At 44.2% G+C, this 12100-nt stretch carries 10 protein-coding genes and 2 tRNA genes; 3 read left to right on the forward strand and 9 right to left on the reverse strand.

The annotated features are described in order from the left end of the window. Positions 1 to 137: 137 nt before the first annotated feature. From L1D23_RS03190 to L1D23_RS03225, 8 genes are all read right to left on the reverse strand, one after another. Positions 138 to 719 carry an ANTAR domain-containing protein gene (locus L1D23_RS03190; RefSeq protein ID WP_239864171.1) on the reverse strand — a complete coding sequence of 194 codons (582 nt, stop codon included), beginning with the start codon at positions 717 to 719 and terminating at the stop codon, positions 138 to 140. Between the two features lie 92 nt (positions 720 to 811). Further along, complete coding sequence (locus L1D23_RS03195; RefSeq protein WP_239864172.1) at positions 812 to 1768, reverse strand: glycosyl transferase family protein; 957 nt, start codon at positions 1766 to 1768, stop codon at positions 812 to 814. Next, positions 1765 to 2646 carry a uroporphyrinogen-III C-methyltransferase gene (cobA, locus tag L1D23_RS03200; protein WP_239864174.1) on the reverse strand — a complete coding sequence of 294 codons (882 nt, stop codon included), beginning with the start codon at positions 2644 to 2646 and terminating at the stop codon, positions 1765 to 1767. Before cobA ends, L1D23_RS03195 begins: the two co-directional genes overlap by 4 nt. Positions 2647 to 2657: 11 nt before the next feature. Continuing rightward, positions 2658 to 5255, reverse strand: coding sequence for a nitrate reductase (locus L1D23_RS03205; RefSeq protein ID WP_239864176.1), 2598 nt, complete (start codon positions 5253 to 5255; stop codon positions 2658 to 2660). 406 nt (positions 5256 to 5661) lie between these two features. Next, positions 5662 to 5735 (reverse strand) — tRNA-Cys (locus tag L1D23_RS03210). A gap of 12 nt (positions 5736 to 5747) precedes the next feature. Then, positions 5748 to 5834: transfer RNA gene (locus tag L1D23_RS03215), tRNA-Leu, on the reverse strand. 286 nt (positions 5835 to 6120) lie between these two features. Further along, positions 6121 to 6768 (reverse strand): HAD-IA family hydrolase, encoded by a 648-nt coding sequence (locus tag L1D23_RS03220; protein ID WP_239864179.1) that lies wholly within the window; start codon positions 6766 to 6768, stop codon positions 6121 to 6123. Between the two features lie 229 nt (positions 6769 to 6997). Next, positions 6998 to 7498 (reverse strand): flavodoxin, encoded by a 501-nt coding sequence (locus tag L1D23_RS03225; protein WP_239864180.1) that lies wholly within the window; start codon positions 7496 to 7498, stop codon positions 6998 to 7000. A 149-nt stretch (positions 7499 to 7647) separates the two neighbouring features. On the opposite strand from L1D23_RS03225, the gene L1D23_RS03230 reads away from it, so the two are divergent. Both L1D23_RS03230 and L1D23_RS03235 read left to right on the forward strand, forming a co-directional pair. After that, on the forward strand, positions 7648 to 8118 hold the full coding sequence (locus L1D23_RS03230) for a CreA family protein (RefSeq protein WP_239835173.1): 471 nt from the start codon (positions 7648 to 7650) through the stop codon (positions 8116 to 8118). Between the two features lie 110 nt (positions 8119 to 8228). After that, positions 8229 to 9533 carry an inosine/guanosine kinase gene (locus tag L1D23_RS03235; protein WP_239864181.1) on the forward strand — a complete coding sequence of 435 codons (1305 nt, stop codon included), beginning with the start codon at positions 8229 to 8231 and terminating at the stop codon, positions 9531 to 9533. 35 nt (positions 9534 to 9568) lie between these two features. Here L1D23_RS03235 and L1D23_RS03240 read toward each other — a convergent pair whose 3' ends face one another. After that, complete coding sequence (locus tag L1D23_RS03240; RefSeq protein ID WP_239864182.1) at positions 9569 to 10174, reverse strand: beta-phosphoglucomutase family hydrolase; 606 nt, start codon at positions 10172 to 10174, stop codon at positions 9569 to 9571. A 138-nt stretch (positions 10175 to 10312) separates the two neighbouring features. Between L1D23_RS03240 and L1D23_RS03245 the strand changes: the two genes are divergently transcribed. Beyond that, positions 10313 to 12076 carry a methyl-accepting chemotaxis protein gene (locus L1D23_RS03245; RefSeq protein WP_239864183.1) on the forward strand — a complete coding sequence of 588 codons (1764 nt, stop codon included), beginning with the start codon at positions 10313 to 10315 and terminating at the stop codon, positions 12074 to 12076. Positions 12077 to 12100: the final 24 nt, after the last annotated feature.

Here is a 12100-nt window from a genome sequence, read left to right on the forward strand (position 1 = left end):
TTACGTGCCAACACTACATTTCTTTTTATTTCATCACGTTAGCTTCCTAAAGCGTTTGATAGCAAAGATTGATGCTATTAAGTTGTGCATACTGCACCATTAAGGAAATTTACACCTAACCCCAAAGAGGTAGCTCGCTATTTCAAGGTTTCTAAAGTGATCAATATGTTTTTCGCCACTTGAGCCAAGGTTTGGCTTGATTGCATTGCAGATTTTCGCATCGCTTTATAGGCTGACTCTTCGTCCACATTATGCATTTTCATTAGCAACCCTTTGGCTTTTTCTATCATTTTTCGTTCTTCCAGTTTCCCTGCTAAGGATTCAATTTCAGACTCCATCGCCAGCAATGATGCCCTCGCAATAGCGGCATGTTCGAGCCAAGGTTTAAGGCTAAGATCAGAATCGGCAGGTAATAAAACGTAATCCATACGCTCTGGTAAACGATTAATATCATTGGATAAAAACTGCTTAATCACGACGAGTAATGGCCGCTGTTTCTCGCGACAAACATCAATGATTAAACGAAGTTCCGCACTGGGCTGTTTCCAACCCGCTACAACATTGGCGCTCGGCTCACGCTGCAACAAGGCTTCAAACTGGTTGAGCTGACATCCTATGACATCGTCATAATCCTGAGCCAATAAGGTGGTCAGCCTTGCTTGTTCTTCCAGCGAATCGCAGCAAACAATGGTGGGAGTTTTAGAGATTTTCTTTTGCATAACATTCCTTGTTTTATCTCTTTGCTTGTAAGAGACATAACAAGGAATGTGCCAGAGTGATTAAGTCAACTTAGGAAGGGGCTCAAAAATGCTTATGAGCGAGACTCACAATGTTTTGACCATAGCTGATAAGCTTGCTCAAAGGATCTGTCTTTATCGCCCGTTTCAGCAAACAGAATACTAGCCATTGTGGTAACAACGGTGTTCGCCATCATATTCAGCTCTTCTTCTGGCGTACCTAACGGGCACTCATCAGGCAATGGAATGTCTGTGAGCATTTGTTCTGTCCAATAGTGCGATTCCACACCGGAAGGCGTACTCATCCAAACCGTTTGACTGACCTTAGGGTTATATTCGGACTCCCCAGATTGGCCTTTGAAGGACACAACCGCATGGCGAGTCAGCCCGATTTCACCTTCTACCTCGGCATGCAACTGCTGGAATCCGGGGTGAAAGCTGCCACGAATGCCAATCTTGGCACCACCTGGGTTTAGCGCTCTTACCACAGTGTTAATTGGGGTACGTAAACCATAGCGATTTTTCCAGCCAATCATGGTTTCGGCTTGAGGCGCGAAATGCTTGAGTGGTAAGTAGGCAATGTTGCTTTCTTGGAGCACATTCTTAGCGTGCTCAGCGGACTCGACCTTTTTGACATCCAACACACTCAGGTAATCTTCTGCATGCTCTCGCCCAGCGGGCCTATCATGATATCCGTGCAAGAGCACTTTTCTGCCACTATCAGCCAGTATTTTCGCTGCCAACAGATGCCATGGTTTACCTGCGGCTTTTCTTTTACCTGCATAACATGGCCAGTCAATATCAGCGCCAATGTTAGGTACTCGAGATTGAAATGCTTTCACAAAGCCAGCGATTTCCTGACGAGTTTCATTTTGCACACGAATCAGCATCAGCAGCATAGCCATCTGATCATCGTCGCATCGTCCATCAAGGTAATCATCCATGACGTGAAAAGCTTGATCAAACGTCAGCGGCTTACGGCCTCGTTCACCTCGACCCACTGTTCGAATACATTCCTGAATTATGCTCATGTTACCTCTTGAGAAATCACCGACTCTACGGTCGCGTTAAGTTGTTCACGAAGTGTGACGACTTCCCCCAAGATAATCAATGCCGGACTCACACCTTTCAGCGCTTCTGACAGACTTGTTAGGCGGCTTAAGCTTGATACATGGACTTTCTGTTGAGAGCTGCACCCGTGTGTCACTACCGCTAAAGGAAAGTCATCTCTCATACCGTGACGGAGCAATCCCTCTTGTATCTCACTGGCCTTTTCCAACCCCATATAAAACACCAACGTTTGCCCAGACGATACAAGTTGAGCCCACGCCGGAAGTGCGCCTGATACGACTTGCCCCGTCACAAACGTCACGCTTCGAGCCAACGCTCTGTGCGTCAATGGAATGTAGGACGCCGCTGCACAACCAATGGCGGCTGTGATGCCAGGTACTACTTCATAATCAATGTGGTTTTGCGCCAGCAGTAGCCCTTCTTCACCACCACGACCAAAAATAAAAGGGTCGCCTCCTTTAAGCCTCACGACCATGTACCCAGACTCTGCTAAATCCACCAAAATCTGGCTGATTTCTTCCTGTTTTAAACTAGGCTGACCACAACGTTTACCTACATAGATCAGTTTCTCGGCCTTTTCTGCTAGATCTAAAATCTCTCGATTGACTAAGCGGTCGTAAACCACCACATCAGCCTGCTTAATTAGTTTTAACGCTTTGACGGTCAGTAAGTCAGGGGCATTGGGGCCAGCGCCAACTAGATAGACTTTTCCTTTTGTTCGATAGCGGTCAAGTTTGTGTAGCTTACAAGAATCGTTATACAGTTGACGGTGTTCGCTGAAGCTTGCACCATTCAAATCTGAATATGAACCTTCCCTTAGATTGATATCGTATTTCATCTTATGCCCCTTTATTTCATCACTGCTGTCTTAGCACTATGCTTATTCACTAATGCTTCAACCTGAGGAATACACGAGCCGCAATTAGTGCCGCATTTGAGCTGATTTTGTAATTGGGAAACATTGTGACAACGACCGCTCTCCAAAGCAGAAGTAATCTGTTTGTCGCTAATTCGAAAACAGCTACATACCAGTTGGCTGGTCTTCTCACTCGAAGCAACCGTAATTAGCTCAGCAAATGACTGTGGTTTACCAATCAAATCAATAAGTTTGGTGTAGTCAATTTCAACAGGCTTGGGGGAAACAACAAGGATAGAAGTGACAATACGGCAACTTGAGGCTTCTTCATAATCAAAAGCCAACCAGCCTACTGGCAGATCAAGCGTAATCCTCTGTTGGTTAGATTTCTGACCGTAAGACTTGGATACGCGTTTTGTATTAGCAAATCGCCAAATACCAGACTGCTTTTCCGCCTGAAATGCACAATAAGCAAAAGACTCTTTAGAGAATTGAGCACCAATGTATAAACCGTAGCTAGCAATCTTCTCTGGCAATACTTCAACACGACTGGACTTAAAAGCTGGCTGCCCAGAATGAGGGTCGACCAAGCGGCTTACCACCGCGTTAACTTGGCTATTCCCTGCATAATCTCCAGCCCAATGCATCGACATATACAGCTGTTTTATCGGCAGGCTGTCTTCAATCGTGGCTTTAGCCAGTATGCTGTTGTCACCGTTCACAACTCTAACCAACTCACCCTTTTTAGCACCTAACAGATCAGCGGATAATTGGCTCATATAAACCGTAGGCTCCAACTCACTAGCGGCCAGATGGGTAATGTGCCCTGTCCGTGTCATCGTATGCCACTGGTCTCGCTGCCTACCTGTATTGAGCCACCAGTGGGGGGCTTGAGCTTCTGGCATCTGGTCACTGACAACAAATTTTGCCTTACCATCAGGAAAACTAAACTTCCCATCTGAAAATGGCTTGTCTTTACCCCACTGCTGAGGTTTCCAATTGTCATATTCTTGTTCGGAAATATCCGCGTGCTCAGAGAGATCAAGCATCAACGATGAGTCTTGATTCAATGCTGTCATGGCGGCGAACTCTCTAAATACTTCCACCTCATTGGAGAAACCAAATCCGTTTGCTATTTCCATTCGCTCACAAAGCTTCTTGCCCACTTCACAAATCGCTTGCCAGTCTGGCTTGGCACAACCTGGTGGTTGAATAAATCGACGTTGTCGAGTCATGCGCCTTTCTGAATTGGTGACCATGCCCTGCTTTTCTCCCCAGCCAGCGGCCGGTAAAAGGAGATTAGCGTATTTCGCAACATCCGAATCAGGCGTGATATCAGAAACAATGACCATTGGGCAACGTTCCAATGCTCGACGGACGTAGTCATGATCCGGCATAGATACCACGGGATTCGTCGCCATGATCCAGATAACCTTGATATCACCGCGTTCAACCGCTTCAAACATCTCTACCGCTTTCAAACCCGGTTTGGTCGCAATATCAGGTGACCGCCAAAACGCTTTGATAGCGTCAATCGATTCTTGGTCGAAGCCGCGATGAATCGCTAGCTGATTGGCCAGTCCGCCAACTTCACGCCCACCCATAGCATTGGGCTGGCCAGTAATCGAAAACGGCCCTGCGCCTTCCATACCAATAGAGCCAGTGGCTAAATGCGCATTAATGATCGCATTACCTTTGTCTGAACCCGTTTGTGACTGGTTTACACCCTGACAAAATACCGTAACCACTTTACGCGTTTCACTGAACCAGCGATAAAATGTCAGCAGCGATTGTTTATCAATACCAAGCGTATCGCTCAGTTGAGCGAGAGTGAATTTGGAGTTTTTGAGCTTTTCCGCTAACTGGTTGAAGCCTGAGGTGTTCCGCTCAATAAATTCAGTATCCAAGCAGCCAGTGTCAATACAATGCCTTATAAGCCCATCGAAAAGCGCGATATCAGCATCGTTGGGGATAGAAAGATGCAGATCCGCTTGTTGAGCCGTTACCGTTTTTCGAGGATCAATCACAACGAGTTTCAGCTTTGGATTTTTTTCCCTTGCTTGCTGGATACGTCTAAAGATAACTGGATGCGTCCATGCGGTATTCGCGCCGCATATAACAATGAGTTCGGCTTTATCTAGGTCGCTGTAGTTGACCGGTACCACATCTTCCCCAAACGCACGATTATGTGCCACTACCGCGGAAGACATGCAAAGCCGTGAATTGGTATCAATGTTTGCACTGCCAACGAAGCCTTTCATCAGCTTGTTTGCGACATAATAATCTTCAGTCAGAAGCTGGCCCGATACATACATAGCTACAGAATCAGGACCCTCCGTTTGTATTGAGTTGTTCATGGCTTCTGCAATCACATCTGTCGCTTCATCCCAACTGATTTCTTTGCCATTGAACTTAGGGTAAAGCAAACGAGACGGCATATTTAGGCTCTCAGCTAACGCTGAACCTTTCACACAAAGCGCCCCTTTGTTCGCAGGATGCGCATCGTCACCTACAATCTTCCCTTTATCGACTTTCACCCCACAGCCAACTCCGCAATAAGGACAGGCTGTCTTTAAACATTCCGTTGTCATCACTCACTCCTTGAAATAAAAAAGCCTCCTCCACTGCTTTAGTGAAGGAGGCTTCTTTGCCCGTGACGTTGTTGTTTTCCAATCAGCTCTACAGCAAATGTAATGCCATCGAATAACATCATAATTTTCAGGTAGTTAATTAGGTTACCATACTAAGTCTGCACCAATGCCGTGCAGTTTATGACCATTGTGGTTCGATTTTTCAATCAGTCACCGTAAAAGGTAACTTTTATATTACGAAGAGGCGGATAGGTTGGAACTACCAACTATAAGTAATGAGCCAAAGAGACAAAGCTAATAGGAAAACAATCATCCGATAGTAATATCGCTACTCTCTAAAATGAGCTTTTCGATACGCAGATACAAAAAAACCAGCCTAAGCTGGTTACTGTATTCTCAAAGAGAATGGAGGCGCGTCCCGGAGTCGAACCGAGGTCCACGGATTTGCAATCCGCTGCATAGCCACTCTGCCAACGCGCCTCATTTTTTAGATGGTGCCCCGGGCCGGACTTGAACCGGCACAGCGCGAACGCCGAGGGATTTTAAATCCCTTGTGTCTACCAATTCCACCACCAGGGCAACGCAATCATGCGATGGTAACACCATCTCTCACCGGCCTGTGCCGTGAGAACGAGGCGTACTTTAACGGATTGAGATTTGAGATCAATAAAAATTTTGTCTTTTTGATTCAAACGGTTAAAAACCAGACTTTGCGGGATAATTGACGAGCACTTTGAGCAAAAGGCGTTCGTTATACTCGTTGTTCAAGTCACACTGGAAGTTAGGTACTCGGTATTTAAAAAGCCGTTAGCAAAAGAGACGAGAAGACGAACAAAACATATTTATGCCTAACTGCGTGGCTCCACTAGAGCAAAGCTTCTAACTCTTTTAGAGTCTTAATTCTCACAATATTTTCTGAATGAACCTTATTGTTAAGGCCGACTAGGTGGATTGTCTTAACTCCTGCTCGTATCCCTGCTTCCAACCCTTTTGGCGTATCATCGACATAGATGCATTCGTTGAGACTAAATCCCATATTCATCGCACTATAATGGACTAAGTCAGGTTCAGGCTTCCAACTATTGGTATCAAACGCTGAAAAGATCTTGCCCTTGAAATAGGGCAACAGACCCGTGATTTGCAGTGTTTTTTCAATTTTTGTTTTTGGACCATTTGAAGCGACACAATACTCAATGCCTTTTGCTTCTAAGTATTGAATAACATCAAATACTCCTTCCATTGGCTTTAAGTCGGCCTCAAACCGCTTTTCCAGAGACTTTCTATATATTGGCTCGAGTTCGTCCAATGAAACATTCAGGTCTAACCGGTCTCGCATATCGGTAAGAATATCGGCCAGTTTACCTCCCTCAAAATGCTCTATTGCCGTCTCTAAAGACAAGTGAACGTCGTATCGATTGAACACATCGCAAAGTGCCTGACAACAAAGCCTTTCACTATCCACTAAGGTTCCATCACAATCGAAGATCACACATTGAGTCTGAGGTTTACCCATTCCAGTTTCCTTTCTATAAGGTACTCGTCAAATACTATGCGAGGTAACTGAGATTGGAATGATGGGGTTAACACTTCAATCAAATACCACTTAGTTGATGATAAAAATACCGGACGTGTCACTAATTGATATGCTAATTGCATGAATTCAATACTAATAACACCAAGTGGACTAAAAAGAAGCGTTAATTGGTATGCGGATAACCGTGTCTATACTATCGTTATAGGCTTTATGATTCGATGTATATATTCGAGAATAGTGATGCTTCTACGCTGGGGTGACCCAGTAAAGAGGCAATAAATGCAGTAGGCTCGCTAGCACATGACACCACATCAGAAATCAATAATGTGTTGTCTAGTTTGGTTACAATAGCTGCAGCAGTGGGCTCTCCATTTTGAAAACCTACATAAAGATCGCATGGCTCTGAGAAGATAATTTGGCTCAAAAACTCAACTATCAGCTCTTGATCCCGCAGCTGTTCCCACCTTTTCGACTGAAGTAAAGAGAACATCACCGTCAGACGATGAAAGTCCACCTTATATATATCTTGCGTAACGAAATCAGTACCAGCATCAAGCTTATCATCCAGTTTTTTGAACTGACTATCTGCGCTTTTTTCTAGAAACAGAGCTCTCCCCGCAAGGCTTTCTTGAGTCGGAAACTCCACATCGACGTGCTGACTTAGCCATTGGTTCTTGACCTCAACAATTGGATTCACACTTTCGGTCATACTGGGTGACTACTGTATTTTATGTGTCATTACCGTGAAGCTTAGCGATAACGATCTGATGTCTCAAGTATTTTAAGGATATCTGCTGTCATCTGTGTCAAACTAGGCAAGTTCACAAACGGAATTCAATCATTAGGACAACTCACATCATGTTCAAAAAAATCGCGACCGTATCATTGCTGGCCTTAGGTTTAACAGCCTGTGACAATAGCGAAGTTGGCGATGTCAGCCTAGGCTTGTTCACACTAAAAGACATCAAACTGAATCACCTCAAGGATCCGGTGGTTACAGGTGTTACCTGCCATATTGCCTCTATTGAAGCCGACCTGAGCCTCGCAGATCCAAGTGATAGTTCAATTTCTTGTCGTCAAACAGGGGAAATTACCCCTGAAATGTTAGCGGCCATTGATAAATCAAAAAGTGGCGAAGTGGTATTTAAGAAGTCGAAAAGTATTTTCTTTAAAAGCATGAAGGTACGTCGAATTTTTGATGCCGAAAACCAAACACTGATGTACTTGTCATATTCGACGAAAGAGACATCTGGCAGCTTCAAGCATAGCCTTTCAACCGTGCCATTGTGGGGCACAAAGGCATACGGCATCCACACTACGAAAAAGTAGACGAAAAAGAGCCAAACGTTTCAGTTTGGCTCTTTTTTGTGTAACAAAAATGAAAGCAATCTTATTTTGATGTGATATGATGCGCGAAAATTTCTAACCGCACTCTTAAAATGAAGTTTCCCGGACAGCGCAAATCTAAGCACTATTTCCCGACTCACGCTCGTGATCCTCTTGTCAACCAAATGAAGCAAACACCTAAGCTTTACCGACCAATCATCGTTGGTGTTGGTCAGACAATCGTTGATATAGAAGCTCGTGTGGACGACGATTTCCTCGCTAAATACGACTTGAGTAAAGGGCACTCTCTCGTGTTAGAAGAGAGCAAAGCGGATGCTTTATATGATGAACTGGTACAGCGTGAACTAATTACACACCAGTACCCTGGCGATACTATTGGTAATACATTGCACAACTACTCAGTACTTGCCGACAGCAAGTCTGTACTCTTGGGTGTGATGTCAAAGAACATCGAAGTCGGCTCTTTTGCCTATCGTTACCTATGCCGTACTTCTTCACGTATGAACCTTAATCACCTGCAAATGGTAGAAGGCTCTATTGGTCGCTGCTATACGCTCATTTCAGAAAATGGCGAGCGCACTTTCGCCATTAACGAAGGCCACATGAATAAGCTTCGTCCGGACAGCATTCCGGAAGATGTCTTCGACAAAGCCTCTGCTTTGGTCGTTTCGTCATACCTAATGCGCGGAAACCCTGAAGATCCAATGCCTCAAGCTGTGGCTCGAGCAATCGAAATTGCTAAATCTAAAAATGTCCCTGTCGTATTGACTCTGGGTACAAAATGGGTGATCGAAGGCAATGCGAAATGGTGGCAGGACTACATTAAAGAAAACATTTCCATCGTTGCAATGAACGAGGAAGAAGGCGAAGCATTAACTGGTGAGAAAGATCCGCTTCTAGCCGCAGACAAAGCGTTAGAATGGGTTGACTTGGTACTGTGTACTTCTGGCCCTGTTGGATTATATATGGCAGGTTACACTGAAGATTCAGTAAAGCGCACAACAGAATTGCCATTACTACCGGGTAACATTCCTGAATTCAACAAATATGAGTTTAGCCGTGCTATGCGCAAAAAAGATTGTGCTACACCGGTGAAAGTCTATTCTCATATTGGCCCTTACCTTGGTGGTCCTCTAGAGATTAAGAATACCAATGGCGCAGGAGACGCGGCACTGTCGGCACTTTTACATGATATGGCAGCAAACAGTCATCACCAAGTCAACGTACCGAACTCATCCAAGCATGATCAGCCATATTTGACGTATTCATCGCTATCTCAAATTTGCAAATACGCTAACCGAGTCAGTTATGAAGTGTTAACTCAGCATTCCCCTCGTTTGGCTCGTGCTCTTCCTGAGCGTGAAGATAGCTTGGAAGAAGCGTACTGGGACAGATAAGTTCTCATACTGAAAGAGCCGCTATGCGGCTCTTTTCACTCTGCTGAGCAAGGATAAAAAACCAACTCAGCCCCTTCCACCATCACACAGTCCATGTTTGCTGCATGGGCAGCTTTTTTGCCCAATTCAGTATCTTCAAATACTATACATTGATTAGGTGTGAGTTGAAGTTGTTCAGCCGCTTTTAAGAAAGTGTCAGGGTTTGGTTTGTGATTAACGACGTCAGTTGCCGTAACCAAGGTATCTAGCTTATCAAGGATTTGGCTTTCTTTAAGCAACCTCAAAGCACTCTCTCGTTGACTGCCTGTGCCTACCGCGATTTTTTTTCTACCATGGAAATGGTTTAAAATGTGGTTGGTTGAATCAATTGGTAGACCAAAGTCATTAAGCCCTGCAAATGCCTTCATTTTGAATTTCGATACCTCCATAGGATCTAACGACAATCCATGCTTTTTGTTTACTTCAGTCGCGATTTTGTAGCTTGGCATACCTCCTAAGCTATGTAGCCAGTCTTGCGTAAATGGAAAGCCAAATTCACGTGCTGTCACCGCCCATGCCTTAAGGTGTGCTGGCATGGTATCGATTAAGGTTCCATCCATATCAAAGATTAAACCTTGATATTGCTCCAATTGTTTTAACATTTTGATATTCACCGCTCCAAGCATTGATAGCATCAATCATTATTCATCAAGATTATATCAATTGATATATATATGAATAGCAACTACTCTTCAAAAAGAAGTCAACAAACTAACCGCTCAATTAACTCAGGTAGTCCCATGAATATCAAGAATAAACTGTATTCATTAGGTGCAGTCGCCATTTTAGGGGTTGTTTCATTACTTTTAGCAACTTCTCAACTTGCCCAAACCACCAATCAACTTAATAAAGCGAATTTACTCGTGGCAAAGCTGGAAATTCGCCTTCTCAATCTAAGGAGAAATGAAAAAGACTTTCTTCTTAGAAAAGATATGAAATACCTCGATAAGTTTAATAAGAATATGGATATCTTTCTTGATCTCGAATCTGAGTTAGCTCCTATTCTTGACGATAACGATTTACCTTCAAGCTCACAAGTAAGACAAGATATTTTGAAATATCAAAATGGGTTTACCCGCCTTGTTAATGCTTTTGATGCTCTTGGGCTCAAGCCAGAAGAAAAGCTTATAGGACGCTACAATGCCGAGCTTAAAACATTAAGGCGTTCATTATCGAGTGATCAGTTAGTCGATCTGTTTGAATTTGATGCGCTCGTGGCAAAAGGTGGAGTTAATCCCCAGTTACTACCAAGTAATGCTAGTCAGCTAGCTAACGCTGCCAATCAAGTGATAGCCCAAAAGAAAACCATTGGCCTAAAATACAACGAAGGCTTACTCGGTGAAGCTCGAGGTTTATCCCATGCTGTAGAAACACAGTTCGAGACTTTCTCAGGAGCACTGGATGAACAAAGTGAGATCACTAGAAAAGAACTCAACCTGATCAAACAAGGGGTCAGTATTGCCGTTGTACTCTTCATCCTTGGCTTCATCTTCCAAATATCTCGCTCTATCAACGTGCAAGTTGCCGCTCTACTTTCAATCATCCAAGAAATTGCCCGAACGAACAATGTCGCCCTGCGCTCCCAGCTTTCTGGTAATAACGAACTCGTTTCAATCGGCAACTATTTCAACCGCTTGCTAGATAAGCTGGAAGAGCTGATCTCAGGGACACAATCAAAATCTTCAGAATTGTCCCAAAGTACGCAAAGTATGCACAACGAGCTTCAGAGCGTTATAGAGCAATTCCATGTTCAAGCGGACCACACATCAACTATGGCAACATCTGTACAAGAGATGGTATCGACGATTAACGAAATCTCAGAAAGTACCGCTGTAGCTGTCGAAGGCGTTCAACAAGCATCAGTCAATGCTCAACATGGCCGAGAAGTTGTGGAAGAGACGGTTAAGAATATTAGCCAACTGTCGCAAATTTTGTCGGACAGTCAGGGCTCAATCAGTTCTCTAAACGATCATGTTGATAAGATAGGGGATGCCGTCAACATCATTCAAGGCATCGCCGAGCAAACGAACTTGTTAGCACTCAACGCAGCAATAGAAGCAGCACGTGCTGGTGAACAAGGACGCGGTTTTGCAGTCGTCGCTGATGAAGTTCGAGCCCTTGCAAGTCGCACTCATCAATCAACCGAAGAGATAACCAAAGTGGTCACGGCTATTCAAACTCAAATGGCCACTGTGGTTACTAATATCGATCAATGTAACGATCAAGGACAACAAACACTAGGTGCATCTGAAACATTGGATGAAAGTTTAGGTCAGATTATCACCGACATGACAAACATTCAGGCCAACTCTGAACGTATTGCCTCTGCGATTGAAGAGCAGGGTATCGTAATGAACCAAGTCAGTGAGTCAATTACTGAGCTCAACACTATTTCAGAGGGTAACATGCACTCAGCGCAGAATTGCCTCTCTGAGGTCGATAGAGTTTCGCTACAAGCCAGTGAAATGGATAAAGCCGTTGCTGAATTCCAGACCTCTAAATAAAAGTGAGTTTGATATAACAACGAA

This window comes from Vibrio sp. Isolate24 (assembly GCF_022398215.1).
In the GTDB taxonomy this organism is placed as follows: Bacteria; Pseudomonadota; Gammaproteobacteria; order Enterobacterales; family Vibrionaceae; genus Vibrio; species Vibrio coralliilyticus_A.

Excerpts from the sequence above, each read along its gene's own strand:
- L1D23_RS03190 (WP_239864171.1), bottom strand. The coding sequence starts at position 719 with ATGCAAAAGAAAATCTCTAAAACTCCCACCATTGTTTGCTGCGATTCG.
- L1D23_RS03195 (WP_239864172.1), bottom strand. The coding sequence starts at position 1,768 with ATGAGCATAATTCAGGAATGTATTCGAACAGTGGGTCGAGGTGAACGA.
- cobA (WP_239864174.1), bottom strand. The coding sequence starts at position 2,646 with ATGAAATACGATATCAATCTAAGGGAAGGTTCATATTCAGATTTGAAT.
- L1D23_RS03205 (WP_239864176.1), bottom strand. The coding sequence starts at position 5,255 with ATGACAACGGAATGTTTAAAGACAGCCTGTCCTTATTGCGGAGTTGGC.
- L1D23_RS03220 (WP_239864179.1), bottom strand. The coding sequence starts at position 6,768 with ATGGGTAAACCTCAGACTCAATGTGTGATCTTCGATTGTGATGGAACC.
- L1D23_RS03225 (WP_239864180.1), bottom strand. The coding sequence starts at position 7,498 with ATGACCGAAAGTGTGAATCCAATTGTTGAGGTCAAGAACCAATGGCTA.
- L1D23_RS03230 (WP_239835173.1), top strand. The coding sequence starts at position 7,648 with ATGTTCAAAAAAATCGCGACCGTATCATTGCTGGCCTTAGGTTTAACA.
- L1D23_RS03235 (WP_239864181.1), top strand. The coding sequence starts at position 8,229 with ATGAAGTTTCCCGGACAGCGCAAATCTAAGCACTATTTCCCGACTCAC.
- L1D23_RS03240 (WP_239864182.1), bottom strand. The coding sequence starts at position 10,174 with ATGTTAAAACAATTGGAGCAATATCAAGGTTTAATCTTTGATATGGAT.
- L1D23_RS03245 (WP_239864183.1), top strand. The coding sequence starts at position 10,313 with ATGAATATCAAGAATAAACTGTATTCATTAGGTGCAGTCGCCATTTTA.